The organism is Sphingobium sp. WCS2017Hpa-17, assembly GCF_031843765.1.
Taxonomy (GTDB): Bacteria; Pseudomonadota; Alphaproteobacteria; order Sphingomonadales; family Sphingomonadaceae; genus Sphingobium.
Genome location: NZ_JAVTIV010000004.1, coordinates 183,067 through 204,168, shown reverse-complemented (window position 1 = coordinate 204,168; position 21,102 = coordinate 183,067). Strand labels below are relative to the sequence as shown.

Here is a 21,102-nt window from a genome sequence, read left to right as displayed (position 1 = left end):
AAAGCGCTGCTTTACCCCAATTTCGGGGGAAAGGAGTTTCCGGATATCATGGCGAAAGTCGAAATCTATACCAAGGACTGGTGCGGCTATTGCGCGCGGGCCAAGGCGCTGCTGACCGACAAGGGCGTGGCGTTCGAGGAATATGATATCACGATGGGTGGTCCCAAGCGTGAGGAAATGCTGGAGCGCGCGCCCGGCCGCACCAGCGTGCCGCAAATCTTCATCGATGGCGCCCATGTCGGCGGCAGCGACGATCTGTCCGCGCTGAACCGCGCGGGCAAGCTGGACGCCTTGCTGGGCCTATGAGCAAGTTGCGCGCTGCCCTGTTCCAGATGACCAGCGGGGTCGATCCCGCCGCCAACGCCGCCGCCATCGTGGAGATGATGAAACGGGCCAAGGGCGAGGGCGCGGACATGCTCTTCACGCCTGAAATGGCGGGCTGTCTGGACCGCGACCGGGCGCGGGCGGCGAATACGCTGCGCAACGAAGCGGAGGATGTGGTGCTGGCCGCCGTGCGGGAGGCTGCGGCGCGCGAAGGGCTGTGGGTGCATATCGGGTCGCTGCCGCTGAAGGGGGAGCGGGCCGACGGGCGCTGGGCCAATCGCAGTTTCCTGATCGACGATGCGGGCGAAATCCGGGCGCGCTACGACAAGATTCACCTGTTCGACGTCGATCTGGCGACGGGGGAGAGCTGGCGCGAATCCTCTGTCTATGGGCCGGGCGAGCAGGTCGTCGCGGGCGATACGCCATGGGGGCGGATGGGCTTTTCCATCTGCTACGACATGCGCTTCCCCGACCTCTATCGCGCGCTGACCAATGCCGGCGCGACGATCCTGCTGGCGCCGGCCGCCTTCACCGTGCCGACGGGGCAGGCGCATTGGCATATACTGCTGCGCGCGCGGGCGATCGAGGCGGGTTGCTATGTCATCGCGACGGCGCAGGTGGGGCAACATGAGGATGGCCGCATCACCTATGGCCATAGCGTGGTGATTGATCCGTGGGGCGAGGTTCTGCTCGACATGGGCGAGACAGCGGGGATGGCACTTGCGGATATCGACCTGTCGCGCATAGGGGATGTGCGCGGGCGCGTGCCCGCCATCGCCAACCGCCGTATGATACCGAAGGACGTGACTGTTTCGTGATCGTGTTCGACCTGAAATGTGCGGGCCAGGGCCATGTGTTCGAAGCATGGTTCGGGGCCAGCGCCGATTATGCCGACCAGAAGGCGCGCGGGTTGCTGACTTGTCCCATGTGCGGCGACGCGGATGTGACCAAGGCGGTGATGGCGCCGGCCGTGGGGGCCAAGGGTAATAGTCGTGCCGAGCGCGCCCCATCCGCGCAGGCCGAGCCGACCGCGCCGGTGATGAACGTCGCCGATCAGGCGAAGATGCAGGCGCTGGTCGAAGCCTTGGGGCAGGCGCAGGCCAAGGCGCTGGAAGGCTCGACCTGGGTCGGGCGCGGCTTTGCCGAGCAGGCTCGCGCCATGCACTATGGCGAACAGGACCGCGCCAGCATCCATGGCGAAGTCGCACCGGCCGAAGCCAAGGCGCTGATTGCCGAAGGGGTGGAGGTGGCGCCGCTGCCTTTTCCGGTGATTCCGCCGCAAGCTAAGAATTGACCGGAACCGCGACGCGCAATAGAGCCGTCGCCGGGCACCCGTAGCTCAGCAGGATAGAGCATTAGATTCCTAATCTAAGGGCCATGGGTTCGAATCCCGTCGGGTGCACCATTTCCTTGATCCGTTAAAGCATCGCATGGCGCTGGCCTGCGATTGCCCCTGCGCGTCGATTGAGCATGGCGCGCGATCCTATGAGATATTCTCATTATCCCGCTGGCGCTGACAGCGACATCCTGACCGGACATTATCGGGAGTCCCATGTGAAAGCGGTTGTCGGTCTGGGTGCTGTTGTCCTGTTGGCTGCCGTCGCGGTTGGTCCGTTATCGGCCGCGCGGGCGCCGAAGGTGGCGGCGACCAGTCTGGATGCGCTGCGCCAGCCGTTGCCGCTGCCCTATGATGAAAAGGCCGATGCCGATCGTGCCGTCGCCGCTGCCAAGGCGCGCGCAAGGGCCAGTGGCAAGCGCTTGCTGATCGATCTGGGCGGCAACTGGTGTCCGGATTGCCGGGTGCTGGCTGGGGTATTCGAACTGCCGGAGGTCAAGGCCTTCCTGCGCAGACATTATGAGGTGGTGACGGTCGATATCGGCCGGCTCAACAAGAATCAGCAGATTGCCGGTCATTATGGCATCGACAAGTTGAAGGGCGTTCCCGCCCTGCTGGTGGTCGATCCCAAGACCGACCGGCTGCTCAACGATGGCCATCTGTTCGCTCTGGCCGATGCGCGTCACATGACGCCGCAGGCGCTGGCGGACTGGCTGGCCCAATGGGTGTGACCGGTCGGACAATCAGGGCGTTCCGACCGGGAACGTGGCGGCCTGCCCTTGGCAAGCCGCAGGATATGCGCCCTGATATATGTGCAACCGATCATCATGGAGGCCAGTTCATGACCATCGAAACCCGACTACAGGCGCTCAAGCGGCGGATTGCCGCGATCCTGAACGACGACACCCGCTATGCCGTGGCAGCGCGAATCCGCGAGTTGGGCTATATCGACCTGCGCGACTTTTTTCAGGCGCGGCCGGTGCTGGCCCATGTCACCGCGATCGAACGGATGCTGGGCGCAGCCGCCTGATCCGGCTTATCTGGACCGGCGCACCGGGCAGATGGTGACGGCGCCCAGCAGGGCGAAGAGACAGCCGACGAAATAGATGGCGGCATAATCATTGCCCTGCGCGCTGCCGATGGCGAGGATGATCGGCGCGATCGCCGGGGCGAGCGATTGGGGCAGGCTGTTGGCGATCTGGAACACGCCCATATCCTTCGCGCTATCTTCCGGCCGGGGCAGGATGGCGGCCAGCAGGGCCAGGTCGACCGCGAAATAAAGGCCCTTGCCGATGCCGGCCATGGCCACCCCGATCAGGAATTGCGAGACGGACGGGGCGAGGGCGATCGTCAGGAAACCGGCGCCCTCCAGCGCGGCGGCGAGGAAGACCAGCGGCTTGCGGCGGCCGGTCCAGTCGGTGATGAAGCCGCCGACCAGCGAGATGGCGATGGTCGCGGTGGCGATGATCGCCATGGATTTGACCATCACCTGTGTCGCGTCGGCCTTGGCCAGCGATAGCTGGTCGGTCAGGAAGAAAAGCTGGTAGGTCAGCAGGAACGACCAGGCCATCATGATAAGGAAGCGGCTGCCAAAGGCCCAGCTAAAGTCCCAGTCGCGGAACGGCGCGCCGATCGCGCGCAGCATGGCGATGGGGCCGAGGCGGCGATCATCGTTACCTTCTGCAGGCCGATCAGGCAGGATCAGGCAGAGGATGGTGATGCTGACGATCGTGATCGCGAAGGGCGCGAGGAACATCAGCAGCGACGATCCCTGCGTATATTGGGTGATCCAGCTGCCCGCGAAGGTGCCCATGGTGGAGGTCATGCCCAGCATGCCCGCGACGCGGCCCTGCCAGCGGACGGGGATGATATCGGGCAGGATCGGCAGGCAGCCGGCCTGCATAGCGTTGAACCCCGCCTGACAGATGATCCAGCCCAGGCCCAGCAACAGCAGATTGGGGGCAAGGCCAAGCAGCAGCAGGCCCGCGCCGGCGACGACCAGCCCACCCAGCAGCCAGGGGCGGCGGCGACCGAAACGGCTGCGCGTGCGATCCGACAGGGCGCCGCAGATGGGAGTCGCCACCAGCGCGACGAAGCCGCCGATCGCCAGGATGATGCCCAGCCAGCGGCCCTTCTCCGCCTCGCTCGCAATCTCGCCGACGCGCAGCGCCAGTGTCATCACCACCGGCGTCAGCAGCGCGACCCAGATGCCGAACTGCGCCAGCACATAGATGGCGACGAAGCCCAGCGAAACAGCGGGGCGGGTGGTTTCCGGCGAAGGAGATGCGGTCATCGACGCGAACTTTCAGAAGGGCCGGGGGCCAGAATTAAGGGTGGTAGCTTTTGCCTTCGGCGTCCGCCTTAGCCTTGGCCGGGCTGTCGGCGAACAGGTCGTTCATCTTGGTCGGCAGGTTGGGCTGCACATACCAGTCGGCCGGGAAGTCGGCGGCGTGCGGGCCTTCGATATTGCGGTGGACGAGGCCGGAACTGGTCTTGCGGGTATAGGGGACGACATGGGCGCCCTTATTGTTGGCCAGTTGCTCGAACAGCGCCTTGCGCAGGGTGATCCTGGTATCCAGCCATTTGGAGTCTTCGATCAGATTGTGCATCTCGTCCGGGTCGGTCTTGAGGTCGTACAGTTCCTCCAGATCCCAGACGCCATGATATTGGATATATTTTACCCGGTCGCGCTCGATCGCGAAGGTGGTGGGGGTCTGCGGGAAGCTCCATTCCCAATAATATTCATAGACGAAATCGCCAGGATTCCAGGTCTTTTCGTCGATCTTGCCCTCGACGACGGGCAGGAAGCTCTTGCCCTCCATCTGCGCGGGTTTCGCCACATGGGCGATGTCGAGGAAGGTCGGCGCGAGGTCGAGATTGCGGACCACAGCGGGATTGGTCACGCCCTTGGGCACCATGCCCGGCGCCCAGACGATCATCGGCACGCGCACGGAGGGTTCATAGGCGTTGCGCTTGTCGATCAGCCCATGTTCCCCGATCAGGAAGCCGTTGTCGGAATAGAAAACCACCATCGTATTTTTATCGAGATGGTTCGTCTTCAGATAGGCCAGGATGCGACCCAGGCTCTCATCCACGGGGGACAGGGTGCGATAATAGTCGCGGACCTGCTCCGTCATGGGGTTGTTGGTGTGATAGGGGAAGTCTGCGCCGTGCCAGCTATTGCGCTGGTTACGGACCCAGAGCGGCTTGCCTGCATTATTTTCCGGCGTGTTCGCCATGCTGGCGGGCAGATTGATTTTCAGGTCGCTATATTGCGCCTTGTAGCGGTCGGGCGGCAGCGGATCGCTATGGACCGCCTTGTGGCTCAAATAGAGGAAGAAGGGCTTGGACTGGTCGCGGCCGTTTTCCAGCCAGTTCATCGCATAATCGGTCAGTTCGTCGGTGATATAGCCGGTGCGCTTCACATGCGCGCCATCGACGTTGAGCATCTGCCGATCGCCCGCTGCGATCTTTTCGGGGCTGAGCTGTTCGGTCGGGAAATAGGTGCCTTGGCCCTTGAAACTGACCCATTTGTCGAAGCCGTCGCGCGGGGCATCGGTGTCGAAGCCCATATGCCATTTGCCGAAAAAGCCGGTCTGATAGCCTGCCTGTTGCAGATATTTGGGGAAGAAGGTCAGCCCTTCCTCCGAACTGTTATTATTGTCCACGACGCCATGGTTGCGCGCGGTCTGACCGGTCAGGATGGTCGCGCGGCTGGGCGAGCAGAGCGAGGATGTGACGACGGCATTGGGGAAATAGACGCCGTCCTTGGCCAGCCGGTCGATATTCGGCGTCTGGAGGCCCGGCGTCAGAAAGCCCATCGCGTCGTAACGCAGATCGTCCACCAGCACGAAGATCATGTTGGTCGGCTTTGGCTGCGGCGCGTTCACCGGCTTCGCAAAGGCGCCCGGACCCAGCAGGGTGCAGGCGGCGATCGCGGCGGCGCGCAGCGCGCGGCGGGCGTTGGTCATGGACGGGTTCCCTTCTTGTCCCGGATGATGCAGCGAAAGCCGATATGGCTGGTCGCGCTGTCCACCGCCTGCGGATGGCGGGCGGCGGGGCGATAGCGCTGGCAATAATTGGCGGCGCACAGATGCGATCCGCCCTTCAGCACCTTGCGCGGAATGGCGATGTCGGGCGTGGCGGGATCGAAACTCTCGCGCTTCGTGCCGCCGCGCGGGTTGGCGGGGACGCAGCAGCTACCCTTCGTCTTGCGCTCGATCCGGGGCTGGGCGAACCAGTCGGTCGTCCATTCCCAGACATTGCCGATCATGTCGTACAGGCCATGGCCGTTCGCCGCATAGGTGCGTACCGGGGACGTGCGTTCATAGCCGTCCTCCAGCGTGTTGCCGTATGGGAAGGCGCCCTGCCAGTAATTGGCCATCATCTTGCCATCGGGCGCCAGTGTATCGCCCCAGGCATAGTCCGCGCCGTCCAGCCCGCCGCGTGCGGCATATTCCCATTCCGCCTCGGTCGGCAGCGCCTTGCCGGCCCATTTGGCATAGGCCTCCGCATCGGCATAGGCGACATGGACGACGGGATGATCCTCCAGCCCCTCGATCCGGCTGTCCGGGCCATGAGGATGGCGCCAGTCGGTGCCGAAGCTGAACTGCCACCATTGGCTATAATCGTCGAGTGACACCGGACCACCGGTGCGCTGGAACAGCAGCGATCCCGCCTGCGCCATGGCCGGGTCCATGCCGGGATAATCCTTCGGGTCCGGCGCAATCTCCGCCAGCGTGACATGGCCGGTCGCCTCGACGAAACGGGCGAAGTCGCGGTTGGTGACAGGCGTTTCGTCGATCCGGAAGCCATCCACCTGCACCCGGCGCACCGGCGCTTCCTCCGGGTAGAAGCGGTCCGACCCCATCAGGAAGGCGCCGCCGGGCAGGTGGATCATGCCGTCCGTCACCGGGCAGCCTTCAGGACGATCCCGGCACCGCGCGGATAGGCGGGGGCGGGGCCATCATCGGGCAGATCGGGGCTTTGCGCCTCGACATCGGCCATGGAGCGGGGGAGCGAGAAGGGCATACGCCCTTTTGCTACGGCACGGCCGGTGATCACGTCCAGCACGGCGGCATCGCTGGCGCCGAAGGTGACGAGCATGGCCTTCGTCATCGGCTCGATCGCGGTCAGGATCGCGGGGCGGTCCATCTCCACCGCGACGATGGTGGGCACATGGGCGGAGGCGCGGGCAATCGCCTGCACATCCTTGTCGTCGGCGCGGAAATCCAGCCGCCCTTCATGCTGGCGCGCGCCGAAGAAATGATGCGGGTGCAGCGTTTCGAATGGGGTGGCGGTGCGGACCAGGGCGATGTCTGCCTGTGCCGGGTCTTCGACCACGGTGAAGCCGGCGGCGCGGGCGGCGGCGGCATCGACATTGTGCAACCAGATGCGCTTGCTCGGCGCGATCGGCAGGGTGGCGCTGTCGTTGCGCAGCAGCACCTGACTGGCGCGCTGGACGGCATCCGCCTCGGCTTGCGCCTGTGGGTTGCCGACGATGCGGGCGGCGGCGGCTTCATCGACATAGGGATTGTCGAACAGCCCCTGTTCGAACTTCAGGCGCAGCACGCGGCGGACGGACTCATCGATCCGCTTTTCGCTGACGAGGCCCTTGGCGATCGCATCCAGTATCGGGGCGGGATCGTTCGCGCCGCCAAACTGGTCGATGCCGGCATTCAGCCCCTTGGCGAAACGGGTCGTCTTGTCGGCCGTCTCCATGCCCCATGGCGTGCCGATCGAGGCGGGGGTCTGCGGGTTCTGCGCATCCGGCGCCATGCAGGCCTGCGGGCAATCATTGGTGATCGACCAGTCGGAGACGATCAGGCCGGAAAAGCCCTTCTCCCCGCGCAGCAGGCCGGTCAGCATCTGCTTGTTGAAGCCGGCGGCGACCGGTTCGATCGGCTGGCCGGCGATCTTCGGACCCTGCACGATGACATAGGTGGGCATGACGCCGGCGCTATGGGCGGCGAGGCTGTCGTCGAAGGCGCGGATATGCTGAGCGAAGGCGGCGTCAGTCAGCGGCGCGTTGCGGCCATAATGATTGTGGCCGTCGAAACCCTCCGGCTCCGCGCCATAGCCGACCCAGTGTTTGACCACGGTGGCGACGCCATCGGGACGGACCCCGGCGCGGCCATGCTGGAAGCCATCGACATAGGCGCCGGCAAGGCGCGATACTTCCGCAGGATCGGACCCGAAGGTGGCGGCAAAGCGCGGCCAGCGCGGTTCGGTGGCGAGGTCGGCCTGCGGCGAGAGGGCCATATGGATGCCGACGGCGCGATATTCCTGCCGCGCGATGTCGCCGAAGCGGCGCACCGTTTCGGTGTCGCCCAGCGCGGCGAAGCCCAGCGTGTCGGGCCACAGCGAGAAGCCGCCGCCGGTGGTGCTGGCGCCCAAAGTCGCCTGAAAATGGTGGCGCGGATCGGTACTGATCGTGGCGGGGATGCCGAGGCGGCTGGCCTCCGCCAGTTTCTGCACGGCATTATTCTGCGCGGCAAGCTCTGACGGCGCGACCACCAGACGGGTGATGAAGCTGCTGATATGGCGATCGTTCATCAGCCTGGCGGTCGCGTCGGCATCATAGGTCTTGCCGGCAAAACCAATCGCGGAACCGGGCGTGGGCAGGGTGCCGTGCAACAGCATCCCGGCCTTTTCCGCCAGCGTCATTTGCTTCAGCAAATCCTCGACCCGCGCGTCGATGGGCGCGCGGCTGTCCTCATAACGGTCAAGACGGCCATTATGGTTGAGGTCGCGCCAGCCGGCGGGCGGGGGCGATCCTGCGCCACCCAGTGCGATTGCCAGCAGCGATGCCGCCACGATCCTGCGCATCACCATGACAATTGTTCCTTCCCGCAAAAGGCGTCGACCGGACTGTTGCCGGTGAAGGCCGCGTCGCCCGTCAGCCGCTCCACCAATGCCGTCTGCACATCGGGCAGCGAAGCATAGGCGTTGATATAGGTCGCGAAATTCGGCGCGTCATACAGATAATAGGGCTGGCCGAAGGAGATGAGCAGGGTCGGGATTTCCCGGTTGAACTGGATCATCCCGTTGCGCGGGCTGGCATGCAGCCGGGCGAAATCGAGGAAGATATGGCTGAGCGCGGGCGTGGCTTCCTGCCCGATCAGATAGAGGATGAGGTCGGTGTCTTCCGGCGTCGGCATCGCTTCGGGATCGAAATGGCGCACGACGAAGCCGCGGCTTTCGAGCCCGTCGATCAGCGGTGTAAAATCGCGTTCGGGCGCGCCGGAAAAGAAGCTAGCCCCTTCGTCCGACATGATGAGTATGCGCTTATGCTTGTCCGGCGCGATCGGGATCAGCGTGTCGCGATCCTTGACCAGCGTGATGCTGGCGGCAGCGGCGCGGGCGGCCTGATCCAGATGGGCGGGCTGGCGCAGCAGGGCGCGGGTCTGGTCGACCGGGGCGATGCGTTCGTCCGGCGTCATGCGGTGCAGGCCGAGCTTCGCCTTCAGCATCAGGAAGCGAGTGACGGCATCGTGCAGGCGCTGTTCCGAAAGGCAGCCGTCGCGCAGGCCCTGCAACATGAAGCCCATGTCGGCGACCGGATCGCGGCTGAAGAGGAAGACGTCGCAGCCGCCTTCGATCACGGCCGGCACCGCCTCGGCGCGCGCCATCCAGCTGGTGAGGCCGCCCATGACGGTGGCGTCGGACACGATCAGGCCGTCAAAACCCAGTTCGCCACGCAGCAGGTCTTCGTTCAGCAGGCGGGATACGGAGGCGGGTTCGAACGCCTGCGCGCCCGCACTCGACATCTTTTCGCGGATATAGGCGGGCAGGGCGATATGCGCCGACATGATCGTCATCACGCCATCATCGACCAGCGCGCCGAAGATGCGGCCGAAGGTCGCGCGCCATTCGTCCATGTCCATGTCGTTGACGCTGGTGACGAGATGCTGGTCGCGATCGTCGAGGCCATCGCCCGGCCAGTGTTTCGCGCAGGCGGCAACGCCCTGTGCCTGTAGCGCGCTGACATAGGCGCGGGCCTGCGCCAAAATGCGGTCGGGGTCGGAGCCATAGGAGCGGGTGCCGACCACCGCGTTGCGGAAGGCGCGGTTGATGTCGACCACGGGGGTGAAGGACCAGTTATAGCCCAGCGCCCGGCTTTCCTGCCCGACGATGCGGGCAAGAGCGGCGCTCAGGTCCAGATCGTCGCAGGCGGCGATGCCCATCTGGTTGGGGATGGCGGTGGTGAAGGGCGCGCTGACCGTGCCGCCCTCGATATCGCCGGACAGGATCAGCGGAATTTCCGACCGCTCGACCGCATGGCGCGTCGCGGCCCAGGCGGCGTCCAGATCATGGGTCGGGAAGCGGTGGATGCCGCCCGGCGCATGGCCGAGCAGGCCGTCGGTTTCCGCGATGCTGTCATGGCGCGCGGACAGGACGAAGAGCTGCGCGATCTGCGCCTCGACGCTCATCGCGTCGCGGGTATTTTCCACCCAGGCCATGTCCTCCGGGGAGAGGAACAGAGGACCGGCACCGGGTGAAAGGGGGGAAGTCAAAGTGGAGATGGCGTTACTCATTTCGGATCGGTGAAGGCGTCGTCATAGCGGGCGCGCTTGGCGAAGATTTCGGGCGGTTCGGCCAGGGCGGGCGTGCTGTATTTGCGTGCTTCCTGCCACCAGAGCGCCTTCATCTCCGCCAGTTTGGCAGGGTGGCTGGCGGCCAGGTCGGTGCTTTCGGAAAAGTCCTTCGACAGGTCGAACAATTCCCACCGGTCCTTGGCGAAGTCGGTGCCATATTGGTGCATCGCGACCGCGCGCCAGTGGCCCGCCGTGATCGCGCGCTGGCCACGCAGCTCGAAATATTGGACCGGCCGGGCGGCGGCGTTCGGATTGTTGAAGGTGCCGCGGATGGATCGCCCGGCGACGGGCACCTGCGCTACGCCATCGACGCTGCGGGCAAAGCCGGTGCCGGCGGCATCCAGCAAGGTGGGGGCCAGATCGATCGGATCGACCATCTGGCTGCGCACCGCGCCCTTGTCCCTGATGGCGGCCGGCCATGAGAGGATCATCGGCGTGCGCACACCCCCGGCATAGGGCCACACCTTGTAGCGCCGGAACGGCGTGCCGCCGGCCCAGGCCCAGGGGCGGGGATATTCGGGTTGCAACTTGTCGGTGCCGATATCGTCGATGCGCGCGCGCTGCTCGGCGAAGCTCAACTTGTTGGGGCGGTACATCTTCTCAAAGCTGCCCTCCTGACCGGCCTCGGATGCGGCGCCATTGTCAGAGATCAGCAGGATGATGCTGTTGTCATATTGGCCGCTGTCCTTGAGCCGCTGGACGACCCGGCCGATCTGCGCGTCGGCATGTTCCAGGAAACCGGCATAGGTCGCCATGTAACGGGCGAAGACGGCCTGTTCGTCAGCGCTGAGCTGATCCCATGCGCGATCGCCGGCCGCGCGGATCGTGTTGACGGCACTGGCGGGGATGATGCCCGCCTTTTGCATCCGTTCGAAGCGTTCGGCGCGCAGCGCGTCCCAGCCCTTTTCATAGGTGCCGCGATAATGATCGATATAGGCGCGGGGCACCTGCAACGGGGCATGGCCGGCACCCATCGCGAAATAGAGGAAGAAGGGTTTGCCCGCCGCATCGTCGATATCGGCGATGGCATGGTCCGCCATGTCGGCCGAGAAATGATAGCCCGGTTTGTCGGGCTTGGGCGGGGTGCTGTTCCCGTCGATCAGGTCGGGATGATATTGATCGGTCCAGCCGCTGTAGAAACCATAGAAACGATCGAAGCCACGCTGGAGCGGCCAGCTGGCATTATTGCCCGCTTTGCCATCCTCATATTCGGGGCCAAGATGCCATTTGCCCACGCCATAGGTGCGATAGCCCGCGGCTTTCAGCGCCTGTGGCAGCATCTGGGCGTTGGTGGGCAACTCGCCGCGATCGCGGCTCATGTCGGTGGTGCGCGTATTGGTCGGCAGGTCCGCCATGCGCACCGTCTGGTGATTGCGCCCGGTCAGCAGCGCGGCGCGGGTGGCGGTGCAGATTGCCTTGCTGTCGAACCGGTTGTAGCGCAGCCCGCCAGCGGCCAGCGCATCGATATTGGGGGTGCGGATTTCGGAGCCGAAAGCGCCGAGGTCCGAAAAGCCGACATCATCAAGGACGATGAGGACGATGTTGGGTTTGTTCGCCGTGACCGGAGCCAGCGGTTTCGGTGCGGCGCTGGCGCCGGACAGGCCGATCGCCGCCGTCAGCATGGTGGCCGCCATCAAGAAACGCTTGCCCATTAGTCCTGCTCCTTCGCCCGTAAAGAACAGGGCGCGGCGACTATCCGCCGCCGCGCCCGACCGATCAGAACTTCACGCCGAGCGTGGCGCCGAAATAGCGATCCGCATCCTTGTTGAAGGTACCGACCAGATCATAATTGCCGCCCAGGAAGGAGGTGTGGCCGATGCTGGTCAGATAATTTTCATCGAACAGATTCTTGACGAACAGGGTCAGGCTGTAGCGGCCGTCCAGCTGCTTCACGCCGATGCTGGCATCGACCAGCGCATAAGCGGGCTGTTCCAGCAGCGGGTCCTGCTCGACAGAGAAGTTCATCGCGCTCTGGAAGTTGACGCCCACCTGCGCAAAGCCGGCATAGTCGGTACCGGGAATCTGCGCTTCATAACGCGGCGCGATGCTGATCTTCCACTTCGGGCTGACGGGCAGGGTGGCGCCGCGCAGATTCTGCGTCGGGGTGACGCCGGCGGCCGTGCGGTAGCAGACATTGACCGGCGTGCCGGTCATGACCGGCGCGGTGGCGGCGATCTGCTGCGGGCAGTTCAGGCCATCGATGTCGATCTTCGCATCCGAATAGGTGACGGCGCCGGTCAGGCTGAAATGATCGTCGGGGCGCACGGTGGCCTCGATTTCAAAGCCCTTGGTGCGCGACTTGCCGGCGTTGGTGGACACGAACTGGACCACGCCCGACGCGATGTCGGAGCGGTTCGCCTGCACCTGAAGATTGCTGTAGTCGGCCAGGAACAGGGCCGTGCTGACGCTCAGCACGCCGTCGGCGGTGCGACCCTTGAAGCCCAGTTCATAGGCGTTGACATGTTCCGGCTCCAGCACGCGCTGGTTGGCGAGGTCGGCGGAGATTTCCATCTCATAACCCAGGCCCTTATAGCCACGGGTATAGCTGCCATAGACCTGTGCATTGCGGCTGAATTCATATTGCAGGCCCGCCTTGCCGGTGACAGCGGTGTCGCTGGCGGTGATGGAGCCGCTGGTCGAGGCATTGCCGGGAAAGATCACGTCGCCCGCCACGATCGGGGCGGTGCGGGTGCCGCTGTTGGTGCCCTTTTCATATTGCACGCGCAGGCCACCGATGGCCTTCAGGCCGCCGGTGATGCGATAATCGACCTGACCGAAAGCGGCGATGCTGTCCTGCTTCAGGCGGATGTCGCTCTTGGCCGACTGCCAGATGATGTTGCTGGTGGCGCAGGGCTCGCCAAAGGTGCCGGCGGTGCAGCGGGCACGGCGGCGATCGAACGGGCGTTCGATGTCGGAGTGCATGTAGAAGACGCCGGCGACATAGTTGAGGTCGCTATTGCCATTATTGGCAATGCGCAGTTCCTGGCTGAAGGCCGAAAGGTCCACGATGCCATGGTTCTGGCTGAAATAGGCATAGGTCGCGTTGCTGCCGACGAACAGCGGCACGTCGCTGTTGATGCGCTCGATCGGCTGGTTCACGTCCAGATAATATTTCTGATAGGCGCTGATCGAGGTGATGGTCGCGCCGCCCAGATCCCAGTCGGCCTGCAACGAATAGGTCTGCTGCTTGCTGTTGGAACGCGTTACCGTCTCGTCATTGAGCGTGCGGTTGTTCCGGGTGGCGTCGATCGGGCCGACCAGCGTTTGCAGGTTCGGGTTGGTGATCGCGATCCAGGTGGAGGCGCAGCAATCGGCATCCGTCTTGCGATATTCGGCCGCGAACAGCAGGTTCAGATTTTCGGTCGCATCCCATTCCAGCTTGCCACGTACGCCCCAGCTCTTCGAGCCATTGTCCCAGCCGCCGGTGGCGATGTTGCGGGCGACACCGCGCACGTCATTGTAGAAGCCGGTGACGCGAGCGCGCAGCGTGTCGCTGATCGGGCCGGACACGGTGCCACGGGCGCGATATTCGCCATGTTCGGCGATGGTCGCTTCGGCCTTGCCCTCAAATTCGCGTGAGGGGCGGGCGGTGGTGACGTTGACGACGCCGGCGGTGGCGTTCTTGCCGAACAGCGTGCCCTGCGGGCCGCGCAGCACTTCGACGCGCTCGATATCGGCAAGGTCGGTGAAGCCCTGCGTCTGACGCACGGCGACGACGCCGTCGACCACGGTGGAGACGGAGGATTCGACGCCCTGACCGAACAGGGCGGTGCCGATGCCGCGGATGCGGAAGCTGCTGTTGGTGGGGGTGGCGCCCTGCTGGAAGGTCAGCGAGGGCACGGCCTGTACCAGCGAGCTGCTGTCGTTGATCTGGCGGTTGGCGAGCGTGTCAGCGCCCACGGCGGTCACGGCCAGCGGCACGTCCTGAAGGCGCTCGGCGCGCTTCTGCGCGGTGACGACGATGTCGGTGCCGTCCTGCGGCGCCTGCGGCGCGGCGTCCTGCGCCATCGCAGCGGCAGGGGCCAGGGCGATACCCAGGCTGAGTGCGGACACCGCGGCGCGGCGCAACGTCATAATCTTGGAAAAGCGCATATATCCTCCCCTTGTCCGGCGCCTGTATCGACGCGCGGTCGTGCAAAATGAAACCCACCAGCGGTTGACCACTTGGTTGTAGCGCTAAATCTTATCCGGCGGCGATGATGTCAACAGCAATATTTTAGCGCTACATTTTTCCGGAAAGTTGCGGATTTCCTGCAACAGGGGCGGCTGCACCAATTTGCAACCGCCCGGAATATAGCGTTAAACAGGCGGGCAAGGCGCGGGGTGCGCCTGTCAGGGAGTTATTCATCATGGCCCGTTCGGGGCGCCGCGCCAGTCAGGCCATCACCATTCAGACCGTTGCGGACCATGCCGGCGTGTCGGCCATGACGGTATCCAACGTATTGAATAACAGTCCGAAAGTCCGGCAAAGCACCCGCGACACGGTGATGGCGGCGGTGCGCGAACTCAATTACGTGCCCAACATGGCAGCGCGCTCCTTGGCGAGCGCCAGCGCGACCCGGATCGGCCTGCTCTATCGCAATATCGAGAATGCGTTTCTCAGTTCCATCCTCGTCGGCGCGCTGGATGCGACCAGCCGACTCGGCGCGCAACTGTTGCTGCGTCCCTTGGAAAGCGGCGATCCGAAGGAGATCGCGCAACAGATGCAGGGGCTGGTGGAAAATGGCGCTCATGCGATCCTGATCGTCCCGCCTTATTGCGAGGTCGCCAACCGTCATGGTCTGACCCGCGATTTCCCGGTGCCGGTGGTGGCGATGTCGCCGGGTGACGCGCTGCCCGGCGATCATTGTGTGCGGATCGACGATTTCGGCGCTGCACGAGACATGACCGCCTATCTGATCGAGCTGGGGCACCGGAATATCGGTTTCATCCGGGGTGGCGTCGGGCATCTCATCCACCGAACACGCTGTGAAGGCTATCAGGCGGCGCTACGCGAGGCGGGCCTGCCGATCCGCCCAGAGTTGGTCGTGGCGGGCGACATGAGCTTCGAGTCGGGGCTGGCGGCTGGGGAAGAATTGCTGGACCGGTCCGATCGCCCGACCGCCATCTTCGCCAGCAATGACGACATGGCCGCCGCGATCGTCTCGCTGGCGCATCGGCGTGGGCTGGACGTGCCGCGCGACCTGTCGGTGGTGGGGTTCGACGACACGCCGATCGCGGTGAAAATCTGGCCGTCGCTGACCACGGTCAAGCATCCGGGCAAGCAGATTTCGGCGCAGGCGGCGACGCTGGCGATCGCTCTGGCGCGGGGCGGAGCCGGCGATGTCGAACGGGTGAACGACTATCTGCCGCACGAACTGGTGATCCGCGAATCGGTCGCCGCGCCGCTGGCTACAGCCACTTCAGCTTCTTGAACCGGCTGTAGAGCAGGGTGCAGATGATCGCGATCACGCCCAGCACCACCGGATAGCCATATACGCTCTTGAGTTCGGGCATATGCTCGAAATTCATGCCGTAAATGCCGGCGATCGCAGTCGGCACAGCCAGAATCGCGGCCCAGGCGGCCAGTTGCCGGGTAATGTCGCCGGTGCGCTGCTGTTCCAGCAGGTTGCTTGATTCGAACACGCTGTTCAGGATCTCGCGCAGGTCGTCCACCATCGTCTGCACCCGGCGGACATGGTCGCGCACATCGCTGAAATAGGGGCGCGCTTCCGGGTCGATACAAGGCAGATCCATCTTCACGAACTTGGTCGCCACCTCCTGCATCGGCACCAGGATGCGCTGGAACCGGATCAGCTGGCGGCGCAGACTGAAGATGCGGGTTATGTCGTCGCGGCGCAGGAAATGGTCGATCATCTGCTGCTCCATCTCCAGCACCTCCTCCTCGATCCCCTCGATGATCGGCAGATAGCCATCGACGATGAAGTCGAGGATGGCGTGCAGCACATAGTCCACTCCCTGCGCGAGGCGAGACGGCACGGCCTCCAGTTCCTCGCGCAGTGCCAGATGGGCGCGGGCCGATCCATGGCGGACGCTGATGATATGGCTGGGGCCGACGAACAGCGCGGTTTCGCCATAGCAGATGGCGTCGCCCTCGACATGGGCGGTGCGCGCGACAACGAACAACTGGTCGCCGTAAATGTCGATCTTGGGCAGCTGGTTGGCCTTGATTGCATCCTCCACCGCCAGCGGATGCAGGCCATAGGTACGGGCCAGGATCTGCATCTCTTCCTCCGTCGGTTCGGCCACGCCGATCCAGATGAATTCGGACTTGTCGGGCGCGCAGTCGATCCGTTCGTCGATCGCCACCGGGCGGACCCGCTGGCCGTTGCGATAAAGATAGGCGGCGACGACGGTCATGGCACTGTGTTTCCCTTTGGTTTCCGTTCGCTAGCAGACAATGGCGTCGTCGTCCTGCCTTTCGCCGCAGCCCTGCTTCAACCCATATGATTTTTGCTGAAGGGGGTGGCGATTGACTTCGCCATGACATAGTTCAGGGCGAAAGGGGCGCATAGAAGAACGCGCGGCACATGCTTGGAGAGGGCAGGCTGCACGAGAATATGGAGCTGTGCTTTGCACATCACGACTATCGACTTCGAGGCGTCCTGCCTGCCGCGCCATGGACGGTCCTTCCCGATCGAAGTGGGGATAGCGGATGGCGCCATGTCGCGCAGTTGGCTGATCCGTCCGCATGACGACTGGGCCGGCTGGGACTGGACCCCGGAAGCCGAAGCGCTCCATGGCCTCAGCCGCGAGCGGATCGCATGTGAAGGGCTGCCCGCATCGGTCGTGCTGGCCGAACTGGTCGCCGCGACGCAGGGTCGCCGCGTCGTCGCCGACAGCCTGATCGACCAATATTGGCTCGATACGCTGGCAGCCGCAGCGGGCACGCCTTCGCCTTTCGCGATCGAGCATGTCGCTACCCTGTTCGACGAGGCGTGCGCGGACGAGGCGCGTATCGGTGCCGCCGTGGCCTTTGCCGACCGGCAGGGGGCGACACGGCACAGTGCGGCGGGTGACGCCCTCTGGCTGTCCGCTCTGATCGGCCATATTCGCGGCGCAATGCTGCCTGAGTCGCAGCCGATATTGCTGGCGGCGCAATGAATCATTGCCTGAAACCGGGCTCCAGCAATGATTTGTTACATCCGGCAAATTACGGAGACATTTGCCAGCCTTAATCCTCTGTCATCCGCATCTGCCCGGCCAAGATGGCGCAGATCGCCCATGTCGCAGAGGAGAAGTCCATGTTCCTGATCCTGGCATCCAGCGTAGCGGCGCTCGCCGTCGCTCCCAGCACCATCCACAGCACCGACATCAGCCATGGCGCGCAGGCCTATACGGCCAGCTATCAGGCCCAGCCGAGCATCAGCCTGCGCGAAGTCGAACCGCGTTTTGCCAATCGCGGCGCCATCCCCGTCTGCCGCTGGCAGGCCGACATCAGCGTGAACCGCGCCGTCGCAGCGCAGGGGCAGGCTGTTCCTGCCTTTGGCAAGGCGATCTATCGGTTCGCACCGCTGTCGGGCAGCTACGCGGGCACCTGCACCGCCGCCCGCCATCAGATCGATGCGCAGGTCGCCCGCCATGTGGCGGACCGCTCCGCCGAAGCGGTCGCCGTCGCGCAGCAGGACCGCGCCGTGCTGGTGAACGAACTGGACGGCGTGCATGCGCTGACCAAGGGCGCCGTGAAAGGCGGATGAGCCCACCGCTGATATTGGTCGCAGAAACGCATCAGGATCTGCGACAGAAGATACGCGAATATCTGGAGCAGAGCGGCTTTCGTGCCCTGCCGGCGGCGTCGGCCCATGATATCTACAACGCCCTGACTAGCACGCCGGTTGGCGCGGTCGTGCTGGACGCGGCGCTGCGGGGGCCCGACGGGCTGGATCTGTGTCGCGACGTGCGCGAACGCAGCGACGTGCCCATCATCCTGGTCGCGGCGAACAGTTCGGAGGTTGACCGGGTGGTCGGGCTGGAACTGGGCGCCGACGATTATATGGCCAAGCCCTATTCGGCGCGCGAACTGGCCGCCCGGTTGCGCGCGGTACTGCGGCGTGGCCGGGGCGAACGGGTATTGGGGCTGCGTCGCCAGACTGAGGCGATCTTCGACGGCTGGGTGGTGGATTTCGCCCGGCGCGAAGTCACTGCGCCCGGCGGCGGAGGGGTGGATCTGACTGCGGCGGAATTTTCGCTGCTGTCGGTCTTTCTCGATCATGCTCAGACGGTGATTGCCCGCACCCGCCTGATGGAACTGGCGGGGGTGCGCGACACGCCCTCTTCGGATCGCAGCATCGACGTGCTGGTCAGCCGGTTGCGGCGCAAGCTGGGGGAGGGCGGTCGTCCTGCCCCGATTGTTACTGTCCGGGGCGTCGGATACATGTTCAGCGCGGTGGTCGATCGGCGCTGACCGGCAAAGGATTGCGCAAAACCGCCATTTTTCGCGGTTTTGCGCGATTTCCGGCGCTTCATTAGTCAGACATAGTTTTTAACAATCCCGCTGCGCCGCAGCAAAAACCCATGTCTATCCTTCAAACTACACCGGTCCGCCCCCTGGCCGGCAGATAGTCATTCAAAGAAGAGGATAGACTCCATGAACGAGCTTATCGGTCGCGTTTTTGACTTTGAAACCAAGGTCTACCCCAGCGAAAGCACGCTGTACAATCAACTGGCCAACCATGGCCAGAGCCCCAAGGCACTGATGATCTCCTGCGCGGATTCGCGCATCGTTCCCGAACAGATCATGCAGGCTGCCCCCGGCGACCTGTTCGTGTGCCGCAACGCCGGCAACATCGTGCCGCCCCATGCCAGTCAGCTGGGCGGCGTGACCGCGACGGTCGAATATGCCGTAATGGTTCTGGGCGTGCGCGACATCATCGTGTGCGGTCACAGTGACTGCGGCGCGATGAAGGCGCTGGCCACCAATGCCGACCTGACAGCCATGCCCAACGTCGCCGCCTGGTTGCGTCACAGCCATGCCGCGCAGAAGGTGTGCGCCGAAAATTATTCCGCCGACCTGAGCGACGCTGAAAAGCTGCGCAACATGGCGCTGGAAAATGTCGTGGTGCAGTTGGCGCATCTGCGCACCCACCCGTCGATCGCATCGGGCATCGCCCGTGGTGAGATCGCGCTGCACGGCTGGTATGTCGACATTCATGCCGGCCAGGTGCTCGGCCTCGACGGCGAAACCGGTCGCTTCTCGCCCCTGCGCGAAGGCCAGCCGATGCCGGTCGCACTTCCCCACGGCCGTCGCCTTGCCGGCGAATCGGCCTATGCCCAAGCGGCGGAGTAAATCATGTTGAAGGCTCTTTCCGGCGGCAATTTCGGCCGCGACTTCACGGCGTCGATCGTCGTCTTTCTGGTGGCCATGCCGCTCTGCATGGGCATCGCCATCGCGTCCGGCGTGCCGCCGGAAAAGGGCCTGATCACCGGCATCATCGGCGGTATCGTCGTCGGCCTGCTGGCGGGTTCACCGTTGCAGGTCAGCGGCCCGGCCGCCGGTCTGGCCGTCATCGTCTTTGAAATTGTTCGGGAACAGGGGCTTTCCGCCCTCGGCCCGATCCTGATTCTGGCGGGGGCCATTCAGGTCGTCGCGGGTCTGCTGAAAGTCGGCGGCTGGTTCCGCGCCATTTCGCCGGCTGTCGTCCACGGCATGCTGGCAGGCATCGGCGTTCTGATCGTAGTCGGCCAGTTCCATGTGCTGTTCGACGATAAGCCTTTGTCGAGCGGTCTGCATAACCTGATCGCCATGCCGGGCCAGATACTGGGCCTGTCGAACGGCGACACCGTTACCGCCTTTGCGGTCGGCCTCGTTACCATCTTCAGCATGCTGGGCTGGGAGAAGTTCCGCCCTGCTTCGATGAAGCTGGTGCCGGGCGCTCTGGTCGGCGTGGTGGCTGCGACGCTGGTCGCCTTCGCGCTGGGCCTGAACGTCGCGCGTGTCATCGTGCCCGAATCGATCGTTGCTGCCGTGACGTTGCCCGAAGGCGGGCTGCTGGCGCAGCTGATGAACCCGACCGTGATCGCGACCGCCTTCGCCATCGCCTTCATCGCCAGTGCCGAGACGTTGCTGTCGGCAGCCGCCGTCGATCGTATGCATGACGGCGTGCGCACCAACTATAACCGCGAACTGAGCGCGCAGGGCGTGGGCAATCTGCTCTGCGGCTTTGCCGGCGCGCTGCCGATGACCGGCGTGATTGTCCGGTCCTCGGCGAACGTACAGGCTGGCGCCAAGACCCGTATGTCGGCGGTTCTGCACGGCGTCTGGATCCTGGGCTTCGTGGCGCTGCTGCCCTGGTTGTTGCGTGAAATCCCGATGGCGGCGCTGGCCGGCATCCTCGTCATCACCGGCGTTCGTCTGGTGAGCGTGGCCCATGTCAAGCATCTGTTCCACCTTTACGGTCCGCTGCCGGCGATCGTCTGGGCGGCGACCCTGATCTGCGTCGTAGCAACCGACCTGCTGACCGGCGTGCTGGTGGGCATCGGCCTGTCGATGCTGGAACTTGTGCCCCACGCCACCCGCCTGCGCCTGAAGGTGGAGGATGAAAGTCGGGGCGAGGCGCATGAAGTGGCGCTGCGTGGCACCGCCACCTTCCTCAGCCTGCCCAAACTGTCGGCCAAGCTCGAATCGCTGCCGGCGGCCGGCCTTGTCATCCTGAATGTCGAGCGTCTGGGCCATATCGACCATACCTGCGCGGAAATGCTGCGGGAGTGGGTTGATCGCCGTCGCGGCGCGGGCGCCCCAGTCGAATATTTCGGCGCAACCGGACGGATGCGCCAACTGGTCGCCTGACCCCCCCCTTAATACAGGCGACCTATTTGAGCCGCCGTGCCTGCTCTCAGGCGCGGCGG

At 64.5% G+C, this 21,102-nt stretch carries 19 protein-coding genes and 1 tRNA gene; 12 read left to right on the top strand and 8 right to left on the bottom strand.

Features of this window, described 5'->3' with window-relative positions; genetic code table 11:
- The first annotated feature begins 48 nt into the window (after nucleotides 1-48).
- The 6 genes from grxC (at nucleotide 49) to RQH62_RS09640 (ending at nucleotide 2,690) form a co-directional block, all read left to right on the top strand.
- Entirely contained in the window at nucleotides 49-306 is a 258-nt protein-coding gene (gene grxC / locus RQH62_RS09665) for a glutaredoxin 3 (protein WP_311268544.1), read from the top strand.
- A gap of 5 nt (nucleotides 307-311) precedes the next feature.
- Nucleotides 312-1,142 (top strand): carbon-nitrogen hydrolase family protein, encoded by an 831-nt coding sequence (locus tag RQH62_RS09660; RefSeq protein WP_311268598.1) that lies wholly within the window; start codon nucleotides 312-314, stop codon nucleotides 1,140-1,142.
- Nucleotides 1,139-1,618 (top strand): DUF1178 family protein, encoded by a 480-nt coding sequence (locus tag RQH62_RS09655; protein ID WP_311268543.1) that lies wholly within the window; start codon nucleotides 1,139-1,141, stop codon nucleotides 1,616-1,618. Before RQH62_RS09660 ends, RQH62_RS09655 begins: the two co-directional genes overlap by 4 nt.
- A gap of 34 nt (nucleotides 1,619-1,652) precedes the next feature.
- A tRNA-Arg gene (locus tag RQH62_RS09650) sits at nucleotides 1,653-1,729 on the top strand.
- Between the two features lie 80 nt (nucleotides 1,730-1,809).
- On the top strand, nucleotides 1,810-2,391 hold the full coding sequence (locus RQH62_RS09645; RefSeq protein WP_311268542.1) for a thioredoxin family protein: 582 nt from the start codon (nucleotides 1,810-1,812) through the stop codon (nucleotides 2,389-2,391).
- Nucleotides 2,392-2,501: 110 nt separating this feature from the next.
- The gene (locus tag RQH62_RS09640; RefSeq protein WP_311268541.1) at nucleotides 2,502-2,690 is read left to right on the top strand and encodes a hypothetical protein; all 189 of its coding nucleotides are present in this window, start codon (nucleotides 2,502-2,504) and stop codon (nucleotides 2,688-2,690) included.
- A gap of 6 nt (nucleotides 2,691-2,696) precedes the next feature.
- On the opposite strand, the gene RQH62_RS09635 is transcribed toward RQH62_RS09640, so the two are convergent.
- The 7 genes from RQH62_RS09635 to RQH62_RS09605 form a co-directional block, all read right to left on the bottom strand.
- Nucleotides 2,697-3,953 carry an MFS transporter gene (locus tag RQH62_RS09635; RefSeq protein ID WP_311268540.1) on the bottom strand — a complete coding sequence of 419 codons (1,257 nt, stop codon included), beginning with the start codon at nucleotides 3,951-3,953 and terminating at the stop codon, nucleotides 2,697-2,699.
- A gap of 34 nt (nucleotides 3,954-3,987) precedes the next feature.
- Entirely contained in the window at nucleotides 3,988-5,631 is a 1,644-nt protein-coding gene (locus tag RQH62_RS09630) for a sulfatase (protein WP_311268539.1), read from the bottom strand.
- On the bottom strand, nucleotides 5,628-6,560 hold the full coding sequence (locus RQH62_RS09625; protein WP_311268597.1) for a formylglycine-generating enzyme family protein: 933 nt from the start codon (nucleotides 6,558-6,560) through the stop codon (nucleotides 5,628-5,630). Before RQH62_RS09625 ends, RQH62_RS09630 begins: the two co-directional genes overlap by 4 nt.
- Before the next feature lie 8 nt (nucleotides 6,561-6,568).
- Nucleotides 6,569-8,494, bottom strand: a complete 1,926-nt coding sequence (locus tag RQH62_RS09620; protein WP_311268538.1) for a glycoside hydrolase family 3 N-terminal domain-containing protein — start codon at nucleotides 8,492-8,494, stop codon at nucleotides 6,569-6,571.
- Entirely contained in the window at nucleotides 8,488-10,176 is a 1,689-nt protein-coding gene (locus RQH62_RS09615) for a glycoside hydrolase family 3 N-terminal domain-containing protein (protein WP_311268537.1), read from the bottom strand. Before RQH62_RS09615 ends, RQH62_RS09620 begins: the two co-directional genes overlap by 7 nt.
- A 17-nt stretch (nucleotides 10,177-10,193) precedes the next feature.
- The gene (locus tag RQH62_RS09610; protein WP_311268536.1) at nucleotides 10,194-11,909 is read right to left on the bottom strand and encodes an arylsulfatase; all 1,716 of its coding nucleotides are present in this window, start codon (nucleotides 11,907-11,909) and stop codon (nucleotides 10,194-10,196) included.
- 64 nt (nucleotides 11,910-11,973) lie between these two features.
- A complete protein-coding gene (locus tag RQH62_RS09605; protein WP_311268535.1) occupies nucleotides 11,974-14,349 on the bottom strand; it encodes a TonB-dependent receptor in 2,376 nt (791 codons plus the stop codon).
- A gap of 257 nt (nucleotides 14,350-14,606) precedes the next feature.
- On the opposite strand from RQH62_RS09605, the gene RQH62_RS09600 reads away from it, so the two are divergent.
- On the top strand, nucleotides 14,607-15,671 hold the full coding sequence (locus RQH62_RS09600) for a LacI family DNA-binding transcriptional regulator (protein ID WP_311268534.1): 1,065 nt from the start codon (nucleotides 14,607-14,609) through the stop codon (nucleotides 15,669-15,671).
- Here the strand turns inward: RQH62_RS09600 and RQH62_RS09595 are convergent.
- A complete protein-coding gene (locus RQH62_RS09595) occupies nucleotides 15,649-16,617 on the bottom strand; it encodes a magnesium and cobalt transport protein CorA (RefSeq protein WP_311268533.1) in 969 nt (322 codons plus the stop codon). The two genes, RQH62_RS09600 and RQH62_RS09595, sit on opposite strands and share 23 nt — an antisense overlap.
- A 219-nt stretch (nucleotides 16,618-16,836) precedes the next feature.
- Between RQH62_RS09595 and RQH62_RS09590 the strand changes: the two genes are divergently transcribed.
- The 5 genes from RQH62_RS09590 (at nucleotide 16,837) to RQH62_RS09570 (ending at nucleotide 21,043) form a co-directional block, all read left to right on the top strand.
- Entirely contained in the window at nucleotides 16,837-17,361 is a 525-nt protein-coding gene (locus tag RQH62_RS09590; protein ID WP_405053534.1) for a hypothetical protein, read from the top strand.
- Between the two features lie 104 nt (nucleotides 17,362-17,465).
- Nucleotides 17,466-17,954, top strand: a complete 489-nt coding sequence (locus tag RQH62_RS09585; protein WP_311268531.1) for a hypothetical protein — start codon at nucleotides 17,466-17,468, stop codon at nucleotides 17,952-17,954.
- Entirely contained in the window at nucleotides 17,951-18,661 is a 711-nt protein-coding gene (locus tag RQH62_RS09580; RefSeq protein ID WP_311268530.1) for a response regulator transcription factor, read from the top strand. The genes RQH62_RS09585 and RQH62_RS09580 overlap by 4 nt, the downstream gene beginning before the upstream one ends.
- A 183-nt stretch (nucleotides 18,662-18,844) precedes the next feature.
- Nucleotides 18,845-19,543, top strand: coding sequence for a carbonic anhydrase (locus RQH62_RS09575; protein ID WP_311268529.1), 699 nt, complete (start codon nucleotides 18,845-18,847; stop codon nucleotides 19,541-19,543).
- Between the two features lie 3 nt (nucleotides 19,544-19,546).
- Complete coding sequence (locus RQH62_RS09570; protein ID WP_311268528.1) at nucleotides 19,547-21,043, top strand: SulP family inorganic anion transporter; 1,497 nt, start codon at nucleotides 19,547-19,549, stop codon at nucleotides 21,041-21,043.
- The last annotated feature ends 59 nt before the right edge of the window (nucleotides 21,044-21,102 follow it).

What these genes read in the sequence shown, in the direction of transcription:
- RQH62_RS09630 (WP_311268539.1), bottom strand. Translation starts at nt 5,631, where the DNA reads ATGACCAACGCCCGCCGCGCGCTGCGCGCCGCCGCGATCGCCGCCTGC.
- RQH62_RS09625 (WP_311268597.1), bottom strand. Translation starts at nt 6,560, where the DNA reads ATGATCCACCTGCCCGGCGGCGCCTTCCTGATGGGGTCGGACCGCTTC.
- RQH62_RS09570 (WP_311268528.1), top strand. Translation starts at nt 19,547, where the DNA reads ATGTTGAAGGCTCTTTCCGGCGGCAATTTCGGCCGCGACTTCACGGCG.
- grxC (WP_311268544.1), top strand. Translation starts at nt 49, where the DNA reads ATGGCGAAAGTCGAAATCTATACCAAGGACTGGTGCGGCTATTGCGCG.
- RQH62_RS09600 (WP_311268534.1), top strand. Translation starts at nt 14,607, where the DNA reads ATGGCCCGTTCGGGGCGCCGCGCCAGTCAGGCCATCACCATTCAGACC.
- RQH62_RS09635 (WP_311268540.1), bottom strand. Translation starts at nt 3,953, where the DNA reads ATGACCGCATCTCCTTCGCCGGAAACCACCCGCCCCGCTGTTTCGCTG.
- RQH62_RS09585 (WP_311268531.1), top strand. Translation starts at nt 17,466, where the DNA reads ATGGCGCAGATCGCCCATGTCGCAGAGGAGAAGTCCATGTTCCTGATC.
- RQH62_RS09580 (WP_311268530.1), top strand. Translation starts at nt 17,951, where the DNA reads ATGAGCCCACCGCTGATATTGGTCGCAGAAACGCATCAGGATCTGCGA.
- RQH62_RS09620 (WP_311268538.1), bottom strand. Translation starts at nt 8,494, where the DNA reads ATGGTGATGCGCAGGATCGTGGCGGCATCGCTGCTGGCAATCGCACTG.
- RQH62_RS09645 (WP_311268542.1), top strand. Translation starts at nt 1,810, where the DNA reads ATGAGATATTCTCATTATCCCGCTGGCGCTGACAGCGACATCCTGACC.
- RQH62_RS09575 (WP_311268529.1), top strand. Translation starts at nt 18,845, where the DNA reads ATGAACGAGCTTATCGGTCGCGTTTTTGACTTTGAAACCAAGGTCTAC.
- RQH62_RS09595 (WP_311268533.1), bottom strand. Translation starts at nt 16,617, where the DNA reads ATGACCGTCGTCGCCGCCTATCTTTATCGCAACGGCCAGCGGGTCCGC.
- RQH62_RS09610 (WP_311268536.1), bottom strand. Translation starts at nt 11,909, where the DNA reads ATGGGCAAGCGTTTCTTGATGGCGGCCACCATGCTGACGGCGGCGATC.
- RQH62_RS09640 (WP_311268541.1), top strand. Translation starts at nt 2,502, where the DNA reads ATGACCATCGAAACCCGACTACAGGCGCTCAAGCGGCGGATTGCCGCG.
- RQH62_RS09605 (WP_311268535.1), bottom strand. Translation starts at nt 14,349, where the DNA reads ATGCGCTTTTCCAAGATTATGACGTTGCGCCGCGCCGCGGTGTCCGCA.